Consider the following 25,030-nt stretch of genomic DNA (forward strand, 5'->3'; position numbering starts at 1 on the left):
GTTTATTTTTTTCAATAAGAAATTTATAATATAGATATACAAAGATAAAAACACATTTCTGGTTGGTAGTCCAGACGCAGTTATACTGTCAGTAACCTGCCTCCTTGGTTGTCCATTCTTTGTTCATTAGAATTTTAAGGAGGAATTATAATGGACGAAGTAAGTGGAAAGTTACAAGTATTTTTTGAAGAATCTTTTTGGATAGGTATTTTTGAATATGTGTATAGAGATGAGTTATCTGTATGCAAAATAATCTTTGGACCAGAACCAAAGGAGAATGAAATTCAAGAATTTGTTTTAAGAAATTACTATAAACTTCGATTTAGTCCAACAATTAAAAGTGTTGTAAAAAAGAAAGAAAAAATCAATCCAAAGCGCTTACAGCGAGAAATAAAGAAACAGGTAAAAGAAGTTGGAGTGGGGACAAAATCTCAACAGGCTCTTAAGCTTCAACATGAAGAAAGCAAAACTGACAGAAAAATTAGAACTCGTAAGCAAAAAGAGCAAGAGGAAAGATATAAATTTCAATTGAAGCAGCAGAAACGTAAAGAGAAACATAAGGGAAGATAATTAATCGGGAAGATTAATTATCTTCCCTTATATATATGTTGCAATAATAAAATTTTATTTAACATGTTTAAAGGCTAAGTAAATACCAGCATATAAAAATGTAGAAAAGTAATTATAACATATATATTTATTTTAAGAAGAAAATCAATTAAGGTATAGAATTTTAAGAATAAAATGTGGCATTGAGAGATGAATACTATCTTTTTATAGAGATAATTAGAAAGATTGTTTATAATTGACTTATGAAATTTCGAATATAAAACATATAAACAGTTATCACTTAATTTATTTCTTAAAATTAGGTAAACATCATCTGTAAACCTACTATTAAGAAATAGAAAAAATTGAAAATTATAAGATAGCAAATAGAGCTCAATAGCATAATATAGTATCAGATAATTATAAGTTTAAAAATCTTAATCTTTTACAATGAAGGAGAGAAGAAGATGAACAAAAAAACTAGGAATATGGATGATATTATAAGATTCTCTGAAAGGTATGACCGTGATGAATTTATGGATGAAGACGTGCTAGAAGAAGAATTTGTAGATAATGATTTTTCTGATGATTGTAGAATGAACTTAAATGAAGAAGCGTTTAATGATGATTTTTATTGCACAAATGATTCTTTTGATAACCAGAATGAAGAAGAATTAATTCTTAATTTAATTGATTCGGATGATGAGGAGGATGATTGTGATTTTCATGAAGAACATCATGAAATACATTGTTCTCAAGAAAGAGAAGAAGATAATGAAGATAAGGAATATTATACAGAATGTAATTATACCTGTAGATGTAGTAGTGAAGATACTCTAAATCTAGGAAATGAATGTGAAAATCAAGAGTATGAATGTGAAGAAGAGAATCAAGAAGACGAATGTAGCACTAAAGTAGACAAATGCCAGGGTATATATGATGAGGGATATTCAGATGGATTTACTGCTGGTTATGAAAAGGCAAAACAGGAAGTTATTGACTATATAAATAAAAGAAAAAAGAGAAATAGAAGGCGTAAATGCTGCTGTAAATGCTGTCATAGGTGTTGTTGAAAGAACTGTTAAATTACAAAAAATAATAATTTAATTATAAAAAGAGAAATGCTTCATTTCTCTTTTTATAATTATGCTGAATTATTTATATAATAATACAAATAATAAAAAGAGTACATAAGTTTGATGTATTTTGTGATATAATTATGACGAGAAATGATTATTTTTTATGTATATGGAGGTAAAATCAGAAAATGAATAAAAGCATATCATTAGATTTATCAAAAGTAGCACCTTATTTAAAAGAAAACGAAATAACTTACATGGAAGAAATGGTTAAGACTGCTCATGAAAAGTTGCATAATGGAACTGGCGCAGGTAGTGATTTTTTAGGATGGGTTGACCTTCCAGTAAATTATGATAAAGAAGAATTTGCTAGAATAAAAAATTCTGCTGCAAAAATAAAAAGTGATTCAGATGTATTAATAGTTATTGGTATAGGTGGATCATATCTTGGAGCTAGAGCTGCAATAGAAATGTTAACAAACAATTTCCACAATGCTTTAGATAAAGATCAAAGAAAAGCACCTAAGATATTTTATGTAGGAAACAATATTAGTTCAACATATATGACAGAACTTTTGCAAGCGATTGAAGGAAAAGATGTAAGCTTAAATGTAATTTCAAAATCAGGTACAACTACAGAACCAGCTATTGCATTTAGAATTTTAAAATCTTATGTTGAAAAGAAATACGGAGTAGAAGAAGCTAGAAAGAGAATATATGCTACTACTGATAAGGCAAAAGGTGCATTAAAGACACTTGCTGATTCAGAAGGATATGAAACTTTTGTTGTTCCAGATGATGTTGGAGGAAGATTCTCAGTATTAACAGCAGTTGGTTTATTACCAATAGCAGCAGCAGGTATTGATATAGACGCTATGATGCAAGGTGCTGCAGATGCAAGAGAAAAATATTCTAATCCTTCATTAGAAGAAAATGATGCATATAAATATGCAGCCGTTAGAAATGCATTATACAATAAAGGAAAAGTAGTAGAAATGCTAGTAAACTATGAACCATCACTTCATTACTTCAATGAATGGTGGAAACAATTATATGGAGAATCAGAAGGAAAAGACAACAAAGGATTATTCCCAGCAGCATGTGATTTTACAACTGATCTTCACTCAATGGGACAATATGTTCAAGAAGGAAGAAGAGTTCTTTTTGAAACAGTTATTAATGTAGAAAAAGCTAAATATGAAATCGAAATAGAAAAAGATGAACAAGATTTAGATGGATTGAACTTCTTAGTTGGAAAGACTATGGATTTTGTTAATAAGCAAGCATTCCAAGGAACTTTATTAGCACACAATGATGGTGGAGTACCTAACGTGGTATTAAGTGTTCCCGAATTAACTCCATACTATTTTGGATATATGGTATATTTCTTCGAAAAAGCTTGTGGAATCAGTGGATATCTTTTAGGCGTTAATCCATTTGATCAACCAGGTGTTGAAGCATACAAGAAAAACATGTTTGCATTATTAGGAAAGCCAGGATATGAAGATATGAAGGCTGAACTAGAAAAGAGACTTTAATATTAATGAGAATTATAATTGATGGAGATGCCTGCCCGGGCATCTCTATTATTGAAAGAATAGCAAAAAAATATTCATTGCAGGTTATTTTATATTGCGATATAAATCATTTTATTCGAAGTGATTATAGTGATGTAAGGATTGTAGATAGTGGGTTTCAAAGTGCTGATATGTATATAATGAATGAAACTAAAGAAAATGATATAGTTGTTTCTCAAGATTATGGTGTTGCAGCCATATGTCTTTCGAAAAAAGCCAGTGTAATAAATCCAAAAGGATATATATATACAGAGAAAAATATTGAAAGGCTTTTAGAAGAGAGGCATATATCACAAAAAATTAGGAATGCAGGAGGAAGAACTTCTGGACCAAGAAAAAGAAATAAAGAAGATGATATAAGATTAGAAAGCAATCTTATAAAATTAATAGACAATAAAATTGTAAGTCAGGAGCTATATTAATGGCTTCTTTTTTTATAAATAAATCACATTATATGAAGGAAACGTGATAAATATGATAGAATTTAAATAAAAATAAAATAAATATATTTACAAAAAATGGTAGAAGGTGTACTATAAAGATATGGTATTATGTAATGGGAGTGATTATATGGAAAATATGCAATTAAAATATGTAGAAGTTATTTTCGATAAAGAAAAACCACAATCTATGGGTACAGAAATAAAGATAATAGGAAAGATAGATGAAGATATAAGTAATTTAGAATATAAATTTATAGTTGGTAAAGGCGGTATATGGAAAACAATTCAAGATTTTTCTATAAATAATGAATGCCTATGGGTACCAGACTCTGCTGGTAATTATATAGTTATGGTACAAGCAAGAGAAAAGGATGGTAAAAAGCCATTAGATTACTTAGCAAAGCAGGATTATATAATATGTGATGAAGAATCTATGGATAATTATAATAACAATAGTAATTTGAGCAATGAAGATATAAACCATATGAAAACGGAAGAAGAGAAGTTTGAAGATATAATAGAATATAAGGAAAAAGAAGATATTATTAGTATTTCTTCTTTAAATACAGATGAGAAAAAAATTCTTACTGAAGATTTTCAGAATAAAGAATCTGTAAAGATTAGTGCTTCAAAGGAAAAAATTATAGAAGAAGTTGCTTTAGACAAAGATGAAATAACAGTTGGTGAGAAATGCTCTATTGAAGTAAAGTCTTATTACGATAACAATATGCTATATAGGTTTTATATTAAAAGATATAAAGATTGGGATATTATAAGAGATTATGAAACTGATAATATTCTTAAATATACTGCAACACAAGTTGGTGAAAAGGAATTTTTAATACAATGTAAAAGAATAGAATCAAATGAGGTTTTTGATGACTATAGAACTATTAAGGTAAATGTAAAAGAAATGAGACAACTCACAATAAATAACTTTAAATGTGAAAATAAAGATTTGCTTGTAGGAGAACAGTTAAGATTTAAGGTAGAAACTAATTATCATGATGAAACAGTATTATATAAGTTCTATAAAATATATGAAAATGGAAGATCAACATGTATTCAAGAATACTCAAATAATAATGTAGTATGCTATGATGAGAGTCAAAGTGGAAATTATAGAATACTTTGTTTGGCTAAAAATATTCTTTCTAATAAAGAATATGATGATAGGGCGATATTTGTATATACGGCCAAAGCTTATAAAGATATAAGTATAAAGAATTTCATAGCAGATTTAAATTCGCCTCAAGCTATTGGAAGTGATATTAGGTTGACTTCAGAAATTGATGGTGGAAAAAAATTATTATACAGATATGTTGTGAAGGGCGTTATAGAAGAAGATACAGGATTCATAAGTGATGATGAGTATATATGGAGCCCTAAAGAAGTTGGAGAATATGAAATAATAATGTATGTTAAGGATTCATCTTATGATGGAGACTATGAGGATTGTAGAAGGATTAATTTCCTTATTGAAAAGAAAGGTGAAAAACCTATAAAGATAGTTGATGTTATAGTAGATAAGGATAGAAATACTCTAATAAATGATCCTGTTAATATAATGGTGAAATGTGAAAGTGATGCACATGTATTATATTGTTTCAATATAAGGAGAAATGGTTCGCTTATAAATAAAAGTGATTACAATAAATCTAATTGGATTGATTTTACACCTAACAAAACGGGAGAATATGAAATAGAAATAATGGTTAAAGATAAGTATTCAGAAAAAGAATACGATGCTCATACATTTGTATATTTAAAAGTTTTGGATTATTTACCGGCCAAAATAGATTATATTATAATGCCATATAAAGAGAGCCATTTAATTGGAGATATTATATCATTCGAATGTATAGTTCAAGATACTCAAAACATACTTATGAAATATGAAACTAAGATAAATGGACGTAAAGTAGAAGAAACTGATTATATTAAAGATAAAAAGTTAAGATTTACGCCAAAGGTAGCTGGAAAATATACAATAGACGTTTATGCCAAGAATGTTAAATGCAAAGATGAATTTGATTTTAAAAAGCAAGTTAACATATATGTTAGTGAAGCTTTGCCTGTAATTAATACAAATATAGTTACTAACAAAAAAGAATTTAAAATTAATGAGGAAATTACATTTGATGTATTTAATAAAGGTGGAAAAGATGTTTGTTATGAATTCTATTTAATGAGGAATAATACATGGGAAAGGGTGCAGGCTTATAGCAGAAAGAAATATTATAGTTTCATTCCTTTCACAGCAGGAAAATATAAAATTTTAGCTTTGGTTAAGAGTTTTTATAAGAAAGTTAATTATGAAGATTATGATGAATTATCATTTGAAGTTAAAGATATTTAATTGTATTCCGAAAATATAAATTAGAGAAAAACTTAGGGAGGAAACAAACTTATGGCAATAGATAGTTTGAATTCACTTTCAACAGAACAATTATTAGCTTTAACAACAAGTGGAAACGGTCAATTAACTGGAAGTGATTCGTCATCTTCAGGTATTAATGAATCGGATATAGCTTTTCAAACAGTTATGGACAATATGCTTAACTCATCAAAGAACTCGAATACATCTACATCTTCAACTAATGATATATCAGCAGAACAATTAATGGCAATGTCTTTAATGAGTAATGGTCAGTTAACAAGCAGTGATGATAGCAGCAGCTCTGAATCAAAGGATATGTCAAATCAAATGACGTTAGCTAATGCATTGATGATGAAGTCAGTTCAAGAATCAGCAAAAAGCTCTAACGATACAAAAAATAGTGCTGTTCAACAAGATTGTCCAACAGGACAGGATTTAGAAAAATTAGCTATGATGGTTAATGAAAGAGGAGCAGATTATAGTAATTATATATCTAATAATGCAACTCCAGCTGACATGGAAAAGATTTATGCAGCAGTAGATGATGCTTCAAAGAAGTATGGAGTAAATAAGGACCTGATTTTAGCTGTAATTAAGCAGGAATCAAATTTTGATTCTACAGCAGTTTCAAGCGCAGGAGCTATGGGACTTATGCAAATAATGCCTTTTAACTTTAGTAGCTTAGGAATTTCAGATCCATATGATGTTAATCAAAACGTTAATGGAGGAACTCAATTATTAAAGCAAAATCTTGATAAGTATAATGGAAATATAGATATGGCTTTAATGGCGTATAATGCAGGCTCTGGCACTATGCAAAAAAGAGGAGTTGCTTCTGAAAATGATTTATACAAAATGCCAGCAGAAACTCAAAATTATGTACCAAGTGTTCTTAAGTATTATAAGAGTGGGGTTTAATTTTAGAAAATAAACAATTAAGCCTTTTAAATTACAATTCGATATATATTTATAGACTAAATCAAAATTAAATTATTATTTTGATTTAGTCTTTTTGCATTTGAGAATAAATGAATTTTATATGTTACAATGTGTAACACTATGATAAAATAAATAGAGTTATATCTAGAAAGTAAAATCATTTTGAAGTAAATAAATTAGAGCTGGTAAATAAATAGTGGATTGGAGTGTATATTATGGAAAGATTAGATAAGATTATTTCTAATTTAGGATATGGAAGTAGAAAAGATGTGAAGTCTTTTGCTAAAAAAGGATTAATAGAAGTCGATGGAGTTGTAGTTAAAGATAATGGTATGTTAGTTGATCCTGAAAGTTCTATTATAAAAGTAAATGGCGAAGAAATATTATATCGTAAATACATATATTTAATGATGAATAAACCAGATGGTGTTATTTCAGCAACTCATGATAATAGAGATGAAACAGTTGTTGATTTACTTGAACTAGATCATCAAGTATTTGATCCATTTCCAGTTGGTAGGTTAGATAAGGATACAGTAGGATTGTTATTACTTACAAATGATGGAGAACTTAATCATAGATTAATATCCCCTAAGTATCATGTAGATAAGATATACTATGCTGAGATAGATAAAAAAGTTGATGAGAGCGATATTGAAGCGTTTAAAAAAGGAATAACATTAGATGATGGATATAAATGTTTAGAAGCAAAGCTTGAAATAATATCTGCTACAGAAAAAGGATCAGAAGTTAGAGTTACAATTCAAGAAGGAAAATATCATCAAGTAAAAAGAATGTTTGAAGCAGTAGGGAAAAAAGTGATTTATCTTAAAAGAGAGGAATTTGGAGGATTGATTTTAGATCCAGAATTAGAAGAAGGCGAATATAGAGAATTGACAGATGACGAATTAGCACTTTTAAGAAGCTATTAACGAATATTAAATCATTTTGCAATAAAATCATTCATTTATAATAAAAAAATTAATAAATTTAAATAAATTACTTGCATTTATTTAAGAGATACTCTATAATAATCATGCAAGGATAAATAAAAGGAATATATAGCCCCCTTTTTATTTATTGCTTATTGCTTATTGCTGAAGCGCAACCTAGCCCCAAGGGTTGCGTTTTTTTTATTTTGTAAACTGAAAATGTTTACTTGTAAATATGAATACGATAACAAAAAATTGTGCCTAAAAATTTAAGATAAAATATTATATAAAAGTTAGATTAACAAAAAAATAGCAAATCTGAATTATAAATTTCATTTATTAATATTAATGAAATTTATAATTCAGATTTTTTGCATCTTTTATTATAAATATTAAAATTTGTTTATTGGGGAAAGATTAATTATAGAGTATATTAATAATTTTTTTATTTAGATAATATATATTTAATTTTGCAATTAGGAGAAAGTATTACAAACAACATAAATTTTCTTATATAGTCTTCAATTTATTGTACTTATGGTATAATATTTTAATGATTGGGAAAGGAGGAATAAGTAATGATGGACTTAAAAAAATTACTTAATAAAGAACAATATGAAGGGGCTACGACTATAGATGGGCAGGTGTTAATTTTAGCAGGTGCAGGATCAGGAAAAACAAGGGTGTTAACACATAGAATTGCTCATATGGTAGATGATTTAGATATACCGCCTTATAACATATTAGCAATTACTTTTACCAATAAAGCAGCAAAAGAAATGAAGGATAGAGTTAAAGCTCTTATTGGTGAAAGAGCAGAAAACATGTGGATATCCACTTTCCATTCAACTTGTGTAAGAATATTAAGAAGAGAAATAGATAAATTAGGATATAAAAGCAGCTTTACTATATATGACAGCTCGGATCAGAAAACATTAGTTAAAGAGTGTATGAAGACACTTAATATTAATGAAAAAGATATAACAGAGCAAGAAATAATGGGTAAAATAGGTAAGGCTAAAGATAGAATGCAAGATGTCAGAAGTTTTATGCTAGAAAATGAAAGCAATTTTAGGGAAAAGAAAATTGCTGATGCATATGAGATGTATCAAAAGAGACTTAAAGAAAACAATGCTTTAGATTTTGATGATCTTATTTTTAAAACTGTAGAATTATTTAAAAAGAATCCTGAAGTGCTGGATTTTTATCAAAATAAATTTAAATATATAATGGTAGATGAGTATCAAGATACTAATGGTGCTCAATATGAATTGGTCAAATTACTTGCAGCTAAATATAAGAATATATGCGTTGTGGGCGATGACGACCAATGTATATACCAGTGGAGAGGAGCAGACATTGAGAATATCTTAAGTTTCGAAAAAGATTATCCAAGTGCAAAAGTTATTAAACTTGAACAAAATTATAGATCAAAAGGTAATATACTAGATGCTGCAAATACAGTTATAATTAACAATTCTCACAGAAAAAGCAAGGTTTTAAGAACTGAGCAAGAGGGTGGAAGTAAAATTAAAGTTTATAGAGCTTATGCAGATAGTGATGAAGGCGATTTTGTAGGAATGCAGATTTCAAAGATAAAGGAAGCTGAAAGCAAGAATTATAATGATTTTGCAATTCTTTATAGAACCAATGCTCAATCAAGAATCTTTGAAGAAAGCTTTAGAAGAAAAGGAATTCCATATAAGATAGTTGGTGGAACACGATTCTATGATAGAAAAGAAATAAAAGATATGCTTGCATACTTAAAGGTAATTATTAATCCTCAAGATGATATAAGTATAAAAAGAATTATAAATGTTCCTAAGAGAGGCATAGGAGATGCTACAGTAAATAAAGTTCAGGACTTTGCAGAAAATTTTGAATTAAATATGTGGGATGCTTTAGCTGAAGTAAGAACTATTCCAACTTTAACAGCTAGAAATGTATCTACTATTGAACCATTTGTTGGATTAATGGAAAGATTCATGGAGTTAAGTGAGGTTATACCGGTATCTGAACTTATTAAAACAATATTAGAAGAAACTGGTTATTTAAAGCAATTAAAAGAATCAAAGGAAATTGAAGATAAAAGCAGAATTGACAACTTAGAAGAACTAGTATCAGATGCTGTTGAATTTGAAAAAAGCAGTGAAGATAAAACATTGTCTGCTTACTTAGAAAAGGTATCTTTAGTTCAGGATACTGATAAAATTGAGGATGAAGATGATAGTGTAGTACTTATGACCGTTCATAGTGCAAAGGGACTTGAGTTTCCAGTTGTATTTATGGTTGGAATGGAAAATGGTATTTTCCCGGGAAATGCGTCGTTTGAAAAAGAATCAGAGATGGAAGAGTCGAGAAGACTTTGTTATGTTGGTATAACAAGAGCAAAAGAAGTACTATTTATGACGTCAGCAGAAGTAAGAAGAGTATTTGGTCGAACTGTTGCATATCCTCAATCAGATTTTATTAATGAAATAAAGCCAGAACTTAAAGAGTATGTTGCAAATGATAAAGCAAAAATTAAGAGTAGAGATAGTTTTGTTAATACAAGTAGTTATAATAATCCACATAGTTTAAGAAATAATCTAACAGGTAATAATCAAGTAGCTAAAAGTGGGTTATCTTTAAGCAGAAACGGATTTGATATAACTCCAAATAATATGAATCAATCTTCAGGGAAATATTTAAATGCAAGTGAAGCTACACTTGGAAGAAAAGTAATACATGAGAAGTTTGGTGTTGGAACAATAGTTCAGGTTCAAGAGAATGGTGGAGATAAGAAATTAACAATAGCGTTTGATAAGCAAGGAGTAAAGAATTTAATGCTATCATTAGCTAAACTGAAATCAGTATAACTAACTATTTTTAAAAGGAGAATAGTAATTTTGGATAGTAAAAAAAGAATTGAAGAATTAGTTGAAAAGCTGAATAGATATTCGTATGAATACTATTCTTTAGATAACCCATCTGTAACAGATAAAGAGTATGATAAACAGTATGATGAGTTAAGAAAGTTGGAGGAAGAAACAGGATATGTTCTTCCTTATTCTCCGACGTTAAGAGTTGGTGATGTTGTTTTAGGTGGATTTAACAAATATACACATAAGGCAAGACTATGGAGTATGGATAAAGCTCAAACTGTGCAAGCATTGAAAGATTGGCACAATAGAAATGTGAAATTTGTAGAGGAAATGAGAAGTAGAGGAGAAGAGCTTCCAGATTTAAAATATGTTCTTACTAAAAAGTTCGATGGATTAACAATTAACCTTACTTATAATGAAGAAGGAGTTCTTTCTATAGCTGCAACTAGAGGAACTGGTGAGACTGGAGAAGATGTAACCGCTCAAGTTAAAACAATAAAATCAATTCCACTTAAGATTGATAGTGATGATGTGTTTGAAGTTCATGGTGAAGCAATCATGACGCAAGAAGCATTTGATAAATATAATGAGTCTTCAGAAATTCCATTAAAGAACTTAAGAAATGGAGCTGCTGGAGCTCTTAGAAATCTTAATGTTAAAGAAACAGCAAGAAGAAATTTATCAGCATTTTTCTATGATGTGGGTTATAAGGAAGGCGAGCAATTTAAATCTTATTTAGAAATGATGAAATTCATAAAAGAAAAAGGTCTTCCAGTTGATGATTATATGGAAGTTTGTACTACAATAGAAGAAATAGAAAAACAAATAGAACATATAAAGGAAATAAGATTCACATTAGGATATGATATTGATGGATTAGTAATAGCTATTGATGATATTAGAACCAGAGAACTACTTGGTTACACGGTTAAGTTCCCTAAGTGGGCCATTGCTTATAAATTTGAAGCTCAGGAAGCAACAACTAAGCTTTTAGATGTTGAATGGAATGTTGGTAGAAGCGGAAGAGTTGGACCAACAGCTATATTAGAACCAGTAGAGCTTGCTGGAGTAACTGTTAAGAGGGCCACTCTTAATAATATGGATGATATTCAAAGAAAAGGTGTAAGAATAGGTGCTGATGTATTTGTAAGAAGAAGTAATGATGTTATTCCTGAAATCATGGGAGTGGTTCCAGAATCATTAGATGGCTCAGAAGAAATAAAAGTACCAGAAACATGTCCTGCCTGTGGAAGTCACTTAGTATTAAATGGAGCGCATTATTTCTGTGAAAATACTCTGTCTTGTAAACCACAAATGGTTAAGAGTATCGTTCATTATGCAGGAAGAGAAGCTATGAATATAGCAGGATTCTCAGAGAGAACTGCTGAACAATTATTTGAAAAATTAAATATTAAATCAATATCTGATTTATATAAATTAAAAGAAGAAGAGTTAGTTGATTTGGAGAAATTTGGACCAAAGAAGGCACAAAATCTTTTAGAAGCCATAGAAAAGAGTAAGAATTGTCAATTACATTCATTTATATATGCCTTAGGAATACCTAATGTAGGTGCAAAAACGGCTAAGGATTTGGTAAATAAATTTAAATCAATAGAAGGTCTTAAGAAAGCAACGTTTGATGAACTTGTTAGTGTTCAAGATGTTGGTGATATAGTTGCACAAGATGTATTAGCTTTCTTTAAAGAAGAAAAAGTATTAGAGACAATTGATGAGTTATTATCATTAGGTGTTAATCCTATGTATGAAGAAAAAGAAGTTATTCAAAGTCCTTTTGAAGGGAAAACAGTGGTTGCAACAGGATCGCTTCAAAATTACTCAAGAACTGGAATAAAAGAAAAATTAGAAAGTTTAGGAGCTAAGGTAGCAGGAAGCGTAAGTAAGAAGACAGATTATGTAATAGCTGGAGAAGCAGCGGGATCCAAACTTACAAAGGCACAAGAGCTTGGAATAAAAGTGCTTTCAGAAGAAGAATTTGAAGAGATGTTGAAAGGGTGATGTATATGAAAAGATTAGTTGAGGCATTAGTGTATGTTTTGACTATAATAACTAGCATAATAGTAATATGTACATTTTTAACAACATACCAATTTCATTATGTAGGTCAGATGTTTAATTCATATGTCCCTCTTCAATTCGGAGTAAGTGCTACTATGGCAGCTCTTGGTCTTAGATTTATCTTAGATAAATCTATAGAGAAAAGAATGTTGTATTCTGGAATTAGCTTTGTAATATCATTAAGTTTACTTTATTTTGCACTTAATTGGATAAAATAATAAAAATTAATGTACACAATACTTAAATAGTAAAATAACGAAATTTATGATAAAATTTAATATGTTAATTTAGAATGAAATCAATTTACAATTGACAATGTTCGAGTGACAATTAATGGAGAAAAGCAATTATATCTTCCAACTGTCAACTTGTTATATGTCAACTGTTAACTATAAAAACAGGAGGTTTTAATTATGGCTGTTAGCAAAAAAGATGTTGAATATGTTGCTGAACTTGCAAGATTAAGCTTTGATGAAAATGAAAAAGAAGGTTTAGCAGAAGATTTAAATCAAATATTAGCTTATGTAGAAAAACTAGGTGAATTAGATACAGAAAACGAAGATATAATAGTAAACCCAATTTATATCGAAAATAAATTTAGAGAAGATGTTGTTGTACCATCTCTAGACCTTAAAGATGTAGTGAAAAATGCACCAGATGCATTAGAAGAATATGTTGTTGTTCCAAGTATAATTAAAGAATAGTGTAGAAATGGAGGCAGATTCAATGGAGTTTTCAAATTACAAGGCTCATGAATTAAAAGAAATAATAGCAAAAAAAGAAGCTTCAGTAGAAGAAATTACAAAAGCTCATTTAGATAAAATTGAAAATGTTGATTCTAAAGTGGATGCATTTTTATATGTAGCTAAAGAAGAAGCATTAAATGAAGCAAAAGCTTTAGATGAAAAGTTATCTAAAGGTGAAGATTTAGGAATATTAGGCGGAGTTCCTCTAGGAATAAAAGATAATATAAGCGTTAAGGGTATGCAAAATACTTGTGCTTCTAAAATATTAGAAGGATATATTTCACCATATGATGCAACTGTTTCTGAAAAAGTAAAAGCAGAAGGCGGAATTATTTTAGGAAAATTAAATATGGATGAATTTGCAATGGGTTCATCAACTGAAAATTCAGCATTTAAGATAACTAAGAACCCTTTTGATTTAGAAAGAGTTCCAGGTGGATCATCAGGTGGATCAGCAGCTGCTGTAGCTTCAAAAGAGGTTCCAATAGCGCTTGGAACAGATACAGGTGGATCAGTAAGACAGCCAGCTTCTTTCTGTGGTATTGTTGGACTTAAGCCTACATACGGAAGGGTTTCAAGAAATGGTGTTGTAGCATATGGGTCTACATTAGACCAAGTTGGTACACTTGGAAGAGACGTTAAAGACTGTGCTTTATTAACTCAAGCAATTGCAGGTGTTGATAATAGAGATTTTACAAGTGTAGATGTAAATGTACCTAATTATTTAGATTCTTTAAATACAGATATTAAAGGAAAGAAAATAGCAGTACCATCTGAATTCTTTAAAGAAGGATTAGATGAAGATGTTAAAAAGGCTGTATATGATGCTCTAAAAGTATTTGAAGCTAATGGAGCAGAAGTTAAGGAAGTATCACTTCCACTTGCAGATTATGCTATTGCAGCTTACTATTTAGTAGCTTGTGCTGAAGCTTCTTCAAACTTAGCTAGATTTGATGGAGTTAGATTCGGACATAGAACAGAAAATCCAGAGGATGCAGTTGAGTTATATTTCAAATCAAGAAGTGAAGGATTTGGAAAAGAAGTTAAGAAGAGAATTATGCTTGGTACATATGCTTTATCAGCAGGATATTATGATGCATATTATAAAAAGGCATTAAAGGTTAGAAATCTTATTAAAGGTGACTTTGATAAGATATTTAAAGATTTTGATGCAATTATATCACCAACTGCACCAACTCCAGCTTATAAAATTGGAGAAAAAACAGCTAATGCATTAGAAATGTATTTAGGTGATATTTATACTGTACCTGTAAACATAGCAGGTATTCCAGCAATTTCACTTCCATGCGGATTATCAAATGGTCTTCCTGTAGGTATGCAAATCATGGGTAACTACTTCAAAGAAGATACATTATTTAACTTAGCTTATAGCTATGAACAATCAACTAATTGGCATGAAATGCATCCAAATTTATAGGAAGAAGGAGTGAGAGTAATGGAATTTGAATCAGTCATTGGATTAGAAACACACGTAGAACTTTCAACTAAAACAAAAATGTATTGTGGTTGTGCTATTGAATTCGGTGGAAAGGCAAACACTCATGTTTGTCCAGTATGTCTAGGTCTTCCAGGTTCACTTCCACAACTAAATAAACAGGTTGTTGAATTAGGAATTAAAGCAGGTATAGCTTTAAATTGCGAAATAACTAAAGTAGGAAGAATGGATAGAAAGAATTATTTCTACCCAGACTGTCCTAGAAACTATCAAATAACTCAAGATGAATTACCACTTTGCAGAAATGGATATGTGGATATTGAACTTGAAAGCGGAGAAATTAAGAGAATTGGAATCGAAAGAATTCATATAGAAGATGATGCTGGTAAGTTATTACATACTAAGAGAGGGGCGCTAATCGACTTTAATAGAGCAGGAGTACCTCTTATTGAAATTGTAACAAAACCAGATTTGAGAACTACAGAAGAAGTTACATTATACCTAACAAAGATAAAGAGTATACTTTCGGCAGCAGGAATATCTGACTGTAAGATGGAAGAAGGTTCTTTAAGATGTGATGTTAACATTTCAGTAAGAGAAAAAGGCGATGAGAAGTTAGGCGTAAGAACAGAAATCAAGAATATAAACTCATTTAAATCTGTTGAAAAAGTATTGAATTATGAATTTGACAGACAAGTTGAAGCAGTTAAGAATAACGAAGAAATGTTTGTTGAAACAAGAAGATGGGATGAAGCAAATAATTTAACTGTAGTTATGAGAAGTAAGGAAGAAGCTAATGACTATAGATACTTCCCAGAGGGAGATTTAGTTACTCTTAATATTTCTGATGAATGGATTGAAGAAATAGGAAAGACTATACCTGAATTACCACATGAAAAACAAGCTAGATTTATTAAAGAATATGGATTACCTAAGTATGATGCTCATGTATTAACGTTAACAACATCTATGGCAGATTTCTTTGATGAAGCAGCTAAATTATCAAGAGATCCAAAGGCAGCATCTAACTGGATAATGGGTGATATATCAAGGCTTATGAAGGCAGAAAGTATTTGGATTGAAGAACTTAAATTCACTCCAAATGATGTAGCAGAATTAATAGAAGTTATTAAAGATGGTACAATATCTTCAGCAATAGGTAAGCAAGTATTAGAAGATATGTTTGAAAGTGGAAAATCACCTAAAACTATAATCGACGAAAAAGGATTAAAAGTAAACAATGATGAAGGTGCTATCCTTGAAATGGTTAATAAAGTTTTAGATGAAAATCCACAAGTTATTGAACAATTTAAGGCTGGAAAAGATAGAATACTTGGATTTGCTGTAGGTCAAGTTATGAAAATGGCTAAAGGTCAAGCAAACCCAGGAATTGTTAATAAGTTAGTAGAACAAGAAGTTAAAAAGAGATAAGACACTTTTTAGAAATGGCAGCAGATAGTTTATAAGATTATTTGCTGCCTTTTTATTCAAAATTATTTTGGAAATAATAGTAAGAAAAATGATGCTTTATGATAAAATAGTTTTTAAGTAGTGTTATAATAATTAACATGAAAAATGAAAATTATAAAAAGGGGGAGTTTTTCATGACAACACCATCTATAAATGCATAGCAGAGGCTATTGCGTTTAATAACAGATAAAAATAGCCTTTGCTCATCCTAATTAAAGAAAGAAATTATATTTAGGAGGAGAGCAAGTAGTGAGCTATGTAAAGGCTGTAGATGTATTGCCAGATGAAATTTTAGAATTGATTCAAAATTATGTTGATGGAGAGTACATTTATATTCCAAGAAAAGAAGACAATAAAAAGAGTTGGGGAGAGAATACTGACTATAGAAAAGAAATAGAAAAAAGAAATTCTATGATATATGAAGAATATAAAACTGGAGTAAAGATAAAAATTCTTGCAGAAAAATATTTTTTATCAGAGAAGAGTATTCAAAGAATTGTCTTACAAAAAAGTAAAAATGAATAAAGGTAAATGAGGCATATTATTTAAAAACTGCTTATGACTGTAAAATAGTAATTTATAGTCATAAGCAGTTTTATTATTTTGTGAATTTTTCTTGTTTATTAAAGTCAGTCACATTATCGATCTTAGAATCATTTTTATCATCGGAAATGTCAAAATCTTCTTCACCAATTAAATATGAATAATCATTTTTATTATTGTCATCACTTAAACTGTCAGATATTTTTGATATTTTTTGATATATTTTTTCTAATATGTAATTGTGATAACGTTGATGACGGAAAGCTTTTAATGCTACAACAAAAAGCCATATTCCCAAAAACATAAATACACACATAAATACTATAGAAACTATTGCAAATGCTCCAAATAAATATTCCATTTGAAAAACCTCCCAAATAAGATATTAAAATTATATCACAATAATAAAAAAAATATAACTGTTTATTAGAGCTAAAAAATGGAAATACTACGTAATATAGTTTAGTTTGAAATAAAAGTTATAATAAATATCTTAAAGTAATGTAAAAGGGAGGAATAAAATTTGAAAAAATATTTTATTCTTATGTCTATAACACTAATATTTGTATCATTTTGTTTAGGATTTGTATATAAAGATGATGATAAAACGGTTAGTGATGACTCTGTAAATGCATTTACTTATGGCGTACAAAATATACCAGAGAATTTAAGAACTGTAACGAATCTATCAATTAGAGATAAAGATATTCTTTGTGCATTAAGTAAAGGGCTAATAGAGAAGGATGAAAATGATAAAATTATATCTGTATTATGTAGTGAAATAACACAAAGCTCTGATGGAATACAATATGAATTTAAGATAAGAGATGATATATATTGGAGTGACGGAAGCAAAATAACTTGTGATGATATTGTAACCTTCTTTAAGGAATTAATAAAAGAAGAAGATGAGAATAATATACAAGCGTTACTTGACGTATATGGGGCTAAACAGTTTAAAGATGGCAAGGTCACATTTATGACTGGAGTTGCTATAACAAATAATGATGGAAAAGTTGTTATGAGGTTAAACAAGCCAAATAAGGATTTTATAAATGAATTAACAAAGCCTCAATATAGATTGAGAAAGAATATATTAATGTGGGGAGACATGAATAAAAACTATAATGATTTAGTTTATAGCGGAGATTACAAAATAGAGAGTGCAGATAATCAAAATATGAAACTGGTCAGCGTAAAGAAAGATTCAGAAAATAAAGAGATTATAAATATAGTAAAAGATGAAAATACTGAATTATCAATGGCTGCATTTGAAATAAAACAAAGAGATATAATTATTGATCCTCCAGAAAGTGAGCTAAGCAAGTTAGCAGAAGAAAAAAAACTAATAACATTACCAATAAATAAATCTACGTATGTTTATATAAGTGATAAGAATGGCGATATCCCATTAGCAGGGAGAAGAGATATATATAACAATATATGTGAAGCTTTAAGTAGATTTTATGGCGATGATAATAAAGAATTTGAATTAGCTGAATGTAGTTATTTTAGAGAAGACAAGAACAATCTAACAAATATACAACAAAGAAAAGTAAATTTGAATAAGAAAGAGGAATGGAGTGAGCCTCAAATATTAACTATACTGGCTGAAGATAATACTGAAAACAGAAACTTATGTAGAGCAATTGAACAATGGTTTAAAGATAATACTCATATTACTATAAGATATAGTTTTGTTAAAGATGAAATAAATGATGAAGAATTAAGAAACAGATATGATATGGTATTGATAAATTCTGAGGCAGATTCTAATAACAAACAAAGGTTATTTAATGGATTTTCTAATTATATGAGTGATAGCGAAAAAGATTTATTTAATAAAGCGAATGGAAATTATAATTTATTAGAGGAAACATTATTTAGTGATTATAGTATATTACCATTAGCGTTTTATAATGAGAATATAGGATTTTCAGATGAGATTTCTACACTCAAGATAGATGGTAATGGAAATATTAATTTTAGTAGTATAAAATAAAAAAAGATTAATCATTGCATATTTTAAACATAAATAAAGGGGATATATCAGAAATGCCATTAAATTTGATATATCCCTGCAATTATAGTGATTTAATTTATCTTTTCTTTGATTTTTTATTCTTAGATAAATTAGGGTGTTCGCTACTGGAAGCTTTATTTTCAGAGAGACCATTTAAAGTTATTTGAGGCTCTGAATTATTGCTTATATTTTCTAATTCTGATGTAGTATCAATAACTGAGTCATTGGATTTTATTTCAGAAATTTCTGATTCTATATCTGAAGGTTCATTGTTATCTAAGTTAGCGTTTTTAGATTCTGAAGATGATGATTTTCTAAGTGAATTGTTTAAAGCTTCTTGCTTTTCAAGCGGAAGATTTAATTCCATAGTATCCTCAACAGAGTTTCTAAAAAGATATATTATTAAAAAGAAATTAGTCATATTTTTATTGCTATCAAATGTAATTCTACCTTTGCTTAGATTATCTTTCTTTTTAGAATATTCTAGATTTTTTACAAATATAGGTGCTAATCCTGTACTCTTAGGAGTTGGAAGTACCGACATTCTAAAATAACTTTCATCCATCATATCATCAACACGAAGACTTAATCTTTTATATCTTTCTACTTCATCTAAAGTAGGTGCTTCAGGCCAGCTGGATAATAGACCTCCATTTACATAAAATCTTTTAAATATTCCTGATACAATAGGCTTTAAATCATTTGTTTTATCAGTTTCTTCAGAGTACAAAATTAATGAAATTAGATAGAAATTTATTTCTGTACATGAATACTTAATATCTTTTTTATCAGATATCTTTAAAAAGATATTTTTATCATTATCATATAAGCTGAGAAGTTTTTCGTTTATTTCCTTAGCAGTCTCTTTGAAGGAAATAATATCTGTATGTTTATAAGCTTCCATTAAACATATAGCGAATAAAGCGCAATCGTCTAGGGAATCTATATAGTAATCTTTTTCTTGAAATTTATTGACTAAATAATCACCTAAGTCAAGAATAAGTTCTCTAGCTATTAATGAATTTGAATATTTGTAGAAAACATTAAGTGCTAAGAATATTTCTATGCTTTCTGTAAATGATAAATCATAAAGAGAATCCTTATACTCCTTAAACACTTGCAAAATTTCATATGAAAAGATTTTGTAATCTTCGCAGGCATCATCAGAAGGGTTGTATATTGAATATAATAAATATGCATCCATCATAAATGCTTGATCTGAAAACTTGAATTTATTATCTTTATCTACTAATTCATATCCTTTTGAATTACCATCAGATATATTTTTCTTGGGAACAAATAGACCTTCTGCATTTCTTAAATGCTCTGAATAAAATTGGAGCTGCTCTTTAGCTAAATATTTATATGCATTTTCAAGAGAATTGATATTTCTATTACCCTCAGTAAAATGCGAGTAGTATTTACTTAACTCAAGAAGGCATAATGTCATAAGGGCATTAGTAGTAGGTGATATCTCTTTCTTAAAAGTTGACTCATCAAACCCATGACTTGTTTTATTATGGATGAACATAGGAGAAGCTTTTCTATATAAGCATAATAGTGGTGAAAAATTATTTAGTGTGCTAATATCATTTATAGAAGACTTTTTTGAAGTCCTTACTGGAGGAATTATAAGTCCACATTTTGAATTTAGTACTAAAGTTTTAACTGATTCTTTTGATAAGTAAAAAAGTTGACCACTAATTTCTTTTTGGGAAAGACTATTCATCCTGAAAAATGGTCCTATATATCTCAATGTATACACCTCTCATAAAATTCTAATCTTATTCATTAATATGAATTTAGTAGTGAAAAGGTGCATAAAAAACAACTAAAAGGGGAGATTTTTAATGATTAAGGAAGGAAAATTAAACTTTGATGATCTGAAGAACATTATTTTTAATAATAAATCAATAAAAAGAGATGAGGTTATTGTTAGAAATGATGTTGGTGAAGATTGTTCTATAATTGATTTTGGAGAAAGTGAAGCAATATTCTCTACAGATCCAATTACAGGTGCAGATAAGAACGTGGGGAAGCTTGCTGTTCATATAAATTGTAATGATATAGCTTCAGCAGGTGGAGAACCAATAGGAATTTTAGTTACTATTTTAGCACCTACTACATCAAGCTTAGATGAAATCAATGATGTTATGAAAGAAATTAATGAAGAAGCAGAAAAAATAAATGTTGAGATTATAGGTGGTCATACGGAGGTTACCAGTGCAGTTAATAAAATGATTATTTCAGTTACTGTGATAGGAAAAAATCCAAGGGGAAAATCAGTTAGGACTGCAGGTGCGATGGTTGGAGATGATATAGTAGTAACAAAAACCATGGGACTCGAAGGAACTTGCATTTTAATTAATGATCATGAAGAGAGATTAAATAGGATTTTATCAAAAGAAGAAATAGATATTGGAAAATCATTAATAGATGAATTGAGTGTCTTAAAGGAAGGCAGAATAGCAGGAAAATTAGGTGCACATTCAATGCATGATATAACAGAAGGTGGACTTCTAGGGGCTATATTTGAAGTATCTGCTGCTGCTAATAAAGGATTTGAAATATATAAAGACAAGGTGCCAGTACTAGATATTACAAAAAAGATTTGTAAAGAATTTAATATAGATTATCTTAGATTAATATCATCTGGCAGTATGATGATTACTACAAATAAAGGAAAAGAATTAGTTAAAGAACTTGAAGGTTATAACATAAAAGCTACTATAATAGGCAAGATAACCGAAAAAGATGGTTTTTTAATAGAAGATGGCAAAAAAATTAAGGTGGATCCACCTAAAAGAGATGAATTATTTAATATAGGAGAGTGACATTTTGAGAGTTGATGGAAGAAAGAATGACCAAATTAGACATACAAAAATAATTAGAAATTATACTAAATATGCAGAAGGATCTGTTCTTATTGAGGTAGGAGATACAAAAGTACTATGTAATGTTTCAATTGAAGAGAAGGTTCCACCATTTTTAAAAGGTAAGGGTGAGGGATGGATTGCAGCGGAATATAATATGCTACCTAGATCCACAGAAGTTAGAAAAATAAGAGATATCGCTAGATTAAAAATAGATGGAAGAACTATGGAGATACAGAGATTAATAGGAAGAGCATTAAGAGCAGTAGTTGATTTAAAAGCTCTTGGAGAAAAAACTTTGTGGATAGATTGCGATGTTATTCAAGCTGATGGTGGAACTAGAACAACATCTATTTCAGGAGCATTTATAGCACTTGTTGATGCTGTTAATAAGATGCATAAGTCTAAGCCTTTTAAAGTGTATCCAATCAGAAACTTTGTAGCTGCAACTAGTGTTGGAATATTAAATAATGAGAAGCTGCTAGATTTATGCTATGTAGAAGATTCGGAAGCAAAAGTTGATATGAATGTAGTAATGACAGATGAAGGGGAATTCATAGAAGTTCAAGGGACTGGTGAAGAAGCTCCTTATACAAGAACAGAGCTAAATGAATTAATAGATCTTGCGGAAAAGGGAATAAAGCAAATGATTCAAGCCCAAAAGGATGCGCTTAAGATGGATGCGCTTTGGATAGGAACTGGAGGAAGCAATTAATGAAAAAATTAATATTAGCAAGCAATAATGCAAAAAAGGTAAAAGAAATTAAAGAAATATTAGAAGGACTACCTATAGAAGTAAAGTCTTTAAAAGATGAAGGAATTGATATTGATGTAGTTGAAGATGGGAAGACTTTTGAAGAAAATGCTAAGAAAAAAGCTAAAGAAATATATGAGTTTTTATTATCTAAAGGGAAAAAAGATTTTATAGTTCTGGCAGATGATTCAGGTTTAGAAGTTGATTATTTAAATGGAGAGCCAGGAATATATTCAGCAAGATATTCCGGTGAACACGGAAATGATGATAAAAATAATGAAAAATTATTAGAAAACTTAGAAGGTGTTCCTAAAGAAAAAAGAGGAGCTCAGTTTGTGTGTCAGCTATCTCTATTTACTGATAAAGGAGAATATTATACTGTTAGGGGTGAAGTGCGAGGATTTATAATTGAAAGTATACAGGGAAAAGGTGGATTTGGATATGACCCACTATTTTTCTATGAACCTTTCAATAAGACCTTTGGAGAGCTTGAAGCTGAAGAAAAAAATAAAATAAGTCATAGAGGTATTGCTCTTATTAAATTAAAAGATACTTTAATTGATTTAATATAATTTGAAATTTGATTATATATAACTAGTTTGTAGGAGGAGATATATGTGCTAATAGCTGTTGTAAGTGATACACATAGAAGTGATGCGTATGTTAAATCTGTTAAGATGTTAATAAAAGATGCTGATATACTTATTCATCTTGGTGATAACGTAGAGGATGCAGAAGAGTTAGAAAGAGAATTTAAAGGCGATGTTTACATAGTTGCAGGGAATTGTGATTTCTCTAGAAAATATCCAAAGGATAGACTTATAGATGTTGAAGGTAAGAAAATATTTATGACACATGGAGACCTTTATGGGGTTAAAATGGGGCTAAATAATATATATTATAAAGGGAGAGAAATAGGAGCAGATATTGTCTTGTTTGGACATACACATCAAGCTGTGATAGAAAGAACAGATGAACTTATTCTTATGAATCCTGGTAGTACATCGTTACCAAGACTATCAAAAAGAAGTGTTGGATTTATAAACATAAATAATGGAGAGATAGAAGTCTATTTAAAAGAAATTGAATAGCAATAAATAGAGTGTATTATGTACAGAGAAATGTATGTGTAGTGTAATTACATAAAATATATAGTATAAGATATGAAAAAAGAGGTTATTATACTAGTTGATTGTTATTTAGATAATAAGAAGTATAGTATAATAATCTCAAAATTTATGTATATGTATTTAGAGTGTTATAAACTATGAATAAATAATTTATTAAGCATATTTAAAATATAAAAAGAAGCATTTTAATAAATTTATTTAAAAAAGGTATTGACGAATTGAACGTGATATTGTAGAATAATCATTGTCGCTGAACGGTATGTAAAAAAACAGCGGGGTGTGGCGCAGATGGGAGCGCGCGTGGTTTGGGACCATGAGGTCGCAGGTTCGATCCCTGTCACCCCGACCAATAATCATAATAAATGATTAAAGTTCAGTATGCGGGTATCGTATATCGGTAATACTCCAGCCTTCCAAGCTGGCAAGGTGGGTTCGATTCCCACTACCCGCTCCAATAAAGATTTTATCAAATGAATTTGAAAAAAATCTTGACAAATATCTATTAAGATATTAAAATAGAATACGTTCTGGTGGAAGTAAAGTTGACAAAAATCAGAATATGTTCTATAATTATTAGAGTCTGAATATGCGTTTTTAGCTCAGCTGGATAGAGCAACGCCCTTCTAAGGCGTGGGTCAGGGGTTCGAATCCCTTAAAACGCACCATTTCGGGGTGTGGCGCAGATGGGAGCGCGCGTGGTTTGGGACCATGAGGTCGCAGGTTCGATCCCTGTCACCCCGACCACTATTTAATAAATAATTAAAATTCAATATGCGGGTATCGTATATCGGTAATACTCCAGCCTTCCAAGCTGGCAAGGTGGGTTCGATTCCCACTACCCGCTCCATACAAACGATTAAGTTTGTAAAATATGCGTTTTTAGCTCAGCTGGATAGAGCAACGCCCTTCTAAGGCGTGGGTCAGGGGTTCGAATCCCTTAAAACGCACCATTGATGGTGAACGTAGTTCAGTTGGTAGAGCGCCAGTTTGTGGCACTGGTTGTCGTGGGTTCGAGTCCCATCGTTCACCCCATAAAATTGGGATGTCGCCAAGCGGTAAGGCAATGGACTTTGACTCCATTATGCGTAGGTTCGAATCCTGCCATCCCAGCCATTTTACGGTTCACTAGCTCAGTCGGTAGAGCACATGACTTTTAATCATGGTGTCCCGGGTTCGATTCCCGGGTGAGCCACCAA

At 29.9% G+C, this 25,030-nt stretch carries 21 protein-coding genes and 9 tRNA genes; 28 read left to right on the top strand and 2 right to left on the bottom strand.

Annotation, left to right across the window (positions count from 1 at the left end; genetic code table 11):
- Positions 1 to 150: 150 nt before the first annotated feature.
- The 14 genes from CNEONATNEC86_RS02115 (at position 151) to CNEONATNEC86_RS02180 (ending at position 17,036) form a co-directional block, all read left to right on the top strand.
- The gene (locus CNEONATNEC86_RS02115; RefSeq protein WP_159135460.1) at positions 151 to 570 is read left to right on the top strand and encodes a YjdF family protein; all 420 of its coding nucleotides are present in this window, start codon (positions 151 to 153) and stop codon (positions 568 to 570) included.
- A 446-nt stretch (positions 571 to 1,016) separates the two neighbouring features.
- A complete protein-coding gene (locus tag CNEONATNEC86_RS02120) occupies positions 1,017 to 1,622 on the top strand; it encodes a hypothetical protein (protein WP_159135461.1) in 606 nt (201 codons plus the stop codon).
- 194 nt (positions 1,623 to 1,816) lie between these two features.
- On the top strand, positions 1,817 to 3,166 hold the full coding sequence (locus CNEONATNEC86_RS02125) for a glucose-6-phosphate isomerase (RefSeq protein ID WP_159115522.1): 1,350 nt from the start codon (positions 1,817 to 1,819) through the stop codon (positions 3,164 to 3,166).
- A gap of 5 nt (positions 3,167 to 3,171) precedes the next feature.
- Entirely contained in the window at positions 3,172 to 3,627 is a 456-nt protein-coding gene (locus CNEONATNEC86_RS02130) for a YaiI/YqxD family protein (RefSeq protein ID WP_058293403.1), read from the top strand.
- A 148-nt stretch (positions 3,628 to 3,775) separates the two neighbouring features.
- Positions 3,776 to 6,007 (top strand): triple tyrosine motif-containing protein, encoded by a 2,232-nt coding sequence (locus CNEONATNEC86_RS02135; protein WP_159135462.1) that lies wholly within the window; start codon positions 3,776 to 3,778, stop codon positions 6,005 to 6,007.
- 51 nt (positions 6,008 to 6,058) lie between these two features.
- A complete protein-coding gene (locus CNEONATNEC86_RS02140) occupies positions 6,059 to 6,946 on the top strand; it encodes a lytic transglycosylase domain-containing protein (RefSeq protein WP_058293401.1) in 888 nt (295 codons plus the stop codon).
- Positions 6,947 to 7,182: 236 nt separating this feature from the next.
- Positions 7,183 to 7,899 (top strand): pseudouridine synthase, encoded by a 717-nt coding sequence (locus tag CNEONATNEC86_RS02145; RefSeq protein ID WP_058293400.1) that lies wholly within the window; start codon positions 7,183 to 7,185, stop codon positions 7,897 to 7,899.
- 581 nt (positions 7,900 to 8,480) lie between these two features.
- Complete coding sequence (gene pcrA, locus CNEONATNEC86_RS02150) at positions 8,481 to 10,757, top strand: DNA helicase PcrA (RefSeq protein WP_058293637.1); 2,277 nt, start codon at positions 8,481 to 8,483, stop codon at positions 10,755 to 10,757.
- Positions 10,758 to 10,787: 30 nt separating this feature from the next.
- Positions 10,788 to 12,779 carry an NAD-dependent DNA ligase LigA gene (gene ligA, locus CNEONATNEC86_RS02155; RefSeq protein WP_058293399.1) on the top strand — a complete coding sequence of 664 codons (1,992 nt, stop codon included), beginning with the start codon at positions 10,788 to 10,790 and terminating at the stop codon, positions 12,777 to 12,779.
- Positions 12,780 to 12,784: 5 nt separating this feature from the next.
- Entirely contained in the window at positions 12,785 to 13,057 is a 273-nt protein-coding gene (locus tag CNEONATNEC86_RS02160; protein ID WP_058293398.1) for a hypothetical protein, read from the top strand.
- A 195-nt stretch (positions 13,058 to 13,252) separates the two neighbouring features.
- Positions 13,253 to 13,543, top strand: a complete 291-nt coding sequence (gene gatC, locus CNEONATNEC86_RS02165) for an Asp-tRNA(Asn)/Glu-tRNA(Gln) amidotransferase subunit GatC (RefSeq protein ID WP_058293397.1) — start codon at positions 13,253 to 13,255, stop codon at positions 13,541 to 13,543.
- Between the two features lie 22 nt (positions 13,544 to 13,565).
- Positions 13,566 to 15,023 carry an Asp-tRNA(Asn)/Glu-tRNA(Gln) amidotransferase subunit GatA gene (gene gatA / locus CNEONATNEC86_RS02170; RefSeq protein WP_058293396.1) on the top strand — a complete coding sequence of 486 codons (1,458 nt, stop codon included), beginning with the start codon at positions 13,566 to 13,568 and terminating at the stop codon, positions 15,021 to 15,023.
- Between the two features lie 18 nt (positions 15,024 to 15,041).
- Complete coding sequence (gatB, locus tag CNEONATNEC86_RS02175) at positions 15,042 to 16,472, top strand: Asp-tRNA(Asn)/Glu-tRNA(Gln) amidotransferase subunit GatB (protein WP_058293395.1); 1,431 nt, start codon at positions 15,042 to 15,044, stop codon at positions 16,470 to 16,472.
- A gap of 288 nt (positions 16,473 to 16,760) precedes the next feature.
- Positions 16,761 to 17,036, top strand: coding sequence for a CD3324 family protein (locus CNEONATNEC86_RS02180; RefSeq protein ID WP_058293394.1), 276 nt, complete (start codon positions 16,761 to 16,763; stop codon positions 17,034 to 17,036).
- A 73-nt stretch (positions 17,037 to 17,109) separates the two neighbouring features.
- Here CNEONATNEC86_RS02180 and CNEONATNEC86_RS02185 read toward each other — a convergent pair whose 3' ends face one another.
- On the bottom strand, positions 17,110 to 17,415 hold the full coding sequence (locus tag CNEONATNEC86_RS02185; RefSeq protein ID WP_058293393.1) for a hypothetical protein: 306 nt from the start codon (positions 17,413 to 17,415) through the stop codon (positions 17,110 to 17,112).
- A 162-nt stretch (positions 17,416 to 17,577) separates the two neighbouring features.
- Here CNEONATNEC86_RS02185 and CNEONATNEC86_RS02190 point away from each other — a divergent pair, with 162 nt between their 5' ends.
- Entirely contained in the window at positions 17,578 to 19,056 is a 1,479-nt protein-coding gene (locus tag CNEONATNEC86_RS02190; protein WP_058293392.1) for an ABC transporter substrate-binding protein, read from the top strand.
- Between the two features lie 97 nt (positions 19,057 to 19,153).
- Here CNEONATNEC86_RS02190 and CNEONATNEC86_RS02195 read toward each other — a convergent pair whose 3' ends face one another.
- Positions 19,154 to 20,833 carry a hypothetical protein gene (locus tag CNEONATNEC86_RS02195; protein ID WP_125149572.1) on the bottom strand — a complete coding sequence of 560 codons (1,680 nt, stop codon included), beginning with the start codon at positions 20,831 to 20,833 and terminating at the stop codon, positions 19,154 to 19,156.
- A gap of 97 nt (positions 20,834 to 20,930) precedes the next feature.
- On the opposite strand from CNEONATNEC86_RS02195, the gene CNEONATNEC86_RS02200 reads away from it, so the two are divergent.
- The 13 genes from CNEONATNEC86_RS02200 to CNEONATNEC86_RS02260 all read left to right on the top strand — a co-directional run bounded on the left by CNEONATNEC86_RS02200 (position 20,931) and on the right by CNEONATNEC86_RS02260 (position 25,029).
- Positions 20,931 to 21,911: an AIR synthase family protein gene (locus CNEONATNEC86_RS02200; protein WP_058293636.1), complete on the top strand. Its 981-nt coding sequence runs from the start codon at positions 20,931 to 20,933 to the stop codon at positions 21,909 to 21,911.
- A 4-nt stretch (positions 21,912 to 21,915) separates the two neighbouring features.
- Entirely contained in the window at positions 21,916 to 22,665 is a 750-nt protein-coding gene (rph, locus tag CNEONATNEC86_RS02205) for a ribonuclease PH (RefSeq protein ID WP_058293390.1), read from the top strand.
- Complete coding sequence (locus tag CNEONATNEC86_RS02210) at positions 22,665 to 23,276, top strand: XTP/dITP diphosphatase (protein WP_058293389.1); 612 nt, start codon at positions 22,665 to 22,667, stop codon at positions 23,274 to 23,276. Before rph ends, CNEONATNEC86_RS02210 begins: the two co-directional genes overlap by 1 nt.
- 45 nt (positions 23,277 to 23,321) lie before the next feature.
- Positions 23,322 to 23,795, top strand: a complete 474-nt coding sequence (locus CNEONATNEC86_RS02215; protein ID WP_058293388.1) for a metallophosphoesterase — start codon at positions 23,322 to 23,324, stop codon at positions 23,793 to 23,795.
- Positions 23,796 to 24,107: 312 nt separating this feature from the next.
- Positions 24,108 to 24,183, top strand: a tRNA-Pro gene (locus CNEONATNEC86_RS02220).
- A gap of 31 nt (positions 24,184 to 24,214) precedes the next feature.
- Positions 24,215 to 24,288 (top strand) — tRNA-Gly (locus CNEONATNEC86_RS02225).
- A 134-nt stretch (positions 24,289 to 24,422) separates the two neighbouring features.
- Positions 24,423 to 24,499 (top strand) — tRNA-Arg (locus CNEONATNEC86_RS02230).
- 3 nt (positions 24,500 to 24,502) lie between these two features.
- Positions 24,503 to 24,578, top strand: a tRNA-Pro gene (locus tag CNEONATNEC86_RS02235).
- Between the two features lie 29 nt (positions 24,579 to 24,607).
- Positions 24,608 to 24,681: transfer RNA gene (locus CNEONATNEC86_RS02240), tRNA-Gly, on the top strand.
- Positions 24,682 to 24,707: 26 nt separating this feature from the next.
- Positions 24,708 to 24,784, top strand: a tRNA-Arg gene (locus CNEONATNEC86_RS02245).
- Between the two features lie 6 nt (positions 24,785 to 24,790).
- Positions 24,791 to 24,866: transfer RNA gene (locus CNEONATNEC86_RS02250), tRNA-His, on the top strand.
- Positions 24,867 to 24,872: 6 nt separating this feature from the next.
- Positions 24,873 to 24,947, top strand: a tRNA-Gln gene (locus CNEONATNEC86_RS02255).
- A gap of 6 nt (positions 24,948 to 24,953) precedes the next feature.
- Positions 24,954 to 25,029: transfer RNA gene (locus CNEONATNEC86_RS02260), tRNA-Lys, on the top strand.
- Position 25,030: the final 1 nt, after the last annotated feature.

Origin of the sequence: Clostridium neonatale (assembly GCF_900465025.1) — a bacterium.
In the GTDB taxonomy this organism is placed as follows: Bacteria; Bacillota; Clostridia; order Clostridiales; family Clostridiaceae; genus Clostridium; species Clostridium neonatale.

Coding starts and splice junctions, on each gene's coding strand:
- CNEONATNEC86_RS02115 (WP_159135460.1), top strand. CDS start 151: ATGGACGAAGTAAGTGGAAAGTTACAAGTATTTTTTGAAGAATCTTTT.
- CNEONATNEC86_RS02160 (WP_058293398.1), top strand. CDS start 12,785: ATGAAAAGATTAGTTGAGGCATTAGTGTATGTTTTGACTATAATAACT.
- CNEONATNEC86_RS02135 (WP_159135462.1), top strand. CDS start 3,776: ATGGAAAATATGCAATTAAAATATGTAGAAGTTATTTTCGATAAAGAA.
- gatB (WP_058293395.1), top strand. CDS start 15,042: ATGGAATTTGAATCAGTCATTGGATTAGAAACACACGTAGAACTTTCA.
- CNEONATNEC86_RS02130 (WP_058293403.1), top strand. CDS start 3,172: ATGAGAATTATAATTGATGGAGATGCCTGCCCGGGCATCTCTATTATT.
- CNEONATNEC86_RS02140 (WP_058293401.1), top strand. CDS start 6,059: ATGGCAATAGATAGTTTGAATTCACTTTCAACAGAACAATTATTAGCT.
- CNEONATNEC86_RS02185 (WP_058293393.1), bottom strand. CDS start 17,415: ATGGAATATTTATTTGGAGCATTTGCAATAGTTTCTATAGTATTTATG.
- CNEONATNEC86_RS02125 (WP_159115522.1), top strand. CDS start 1,817: ATGAATAAAAGCATATCATTAGATTTATCAAAAGTAGCACCTTATTTA.
- CNEONATNEC86_RS02210 (WP_058293389.1), top strand. CDS start 22,665: ATGAAAAAATTAATATTAGCAAGCAATAATGCAAAAAAGGTAAAAGAA.
- gatA (WP_058293396.1), top strand. CDS start 13,566: ATGGAGTTTTCAAATTACAAGGCTCATGAATTAAAAGAAATAATAGCA.
- gatC (WP_058293397.1), top strand. CDS start 13,253: ATGGCTGTTAGCAAAAAAGATGTTGAATATGTTGCTGAACTTGCAAGA.
- CNEONATNEC86_RS02120 (WP_159135461.1), top strand. CDS start 1,017: ATGAACAAAAAAACTAGGAATATGGATGATATTATAAGATTCTCTGAA.
- pcrA (WP_058293637.1), top strand. CDS start 8,481: ATGGACTTAAAAAAATTACTTAATAAAGAACAATATGAAGGGGCTACG.
- CNEONATNEC86_RS02145 (WP_058293400.1), top strand. CDS start 7,183: ATGGAAAGATTAGATAAGATTATTTCTAATTTAGGATATGGAAGTAGA.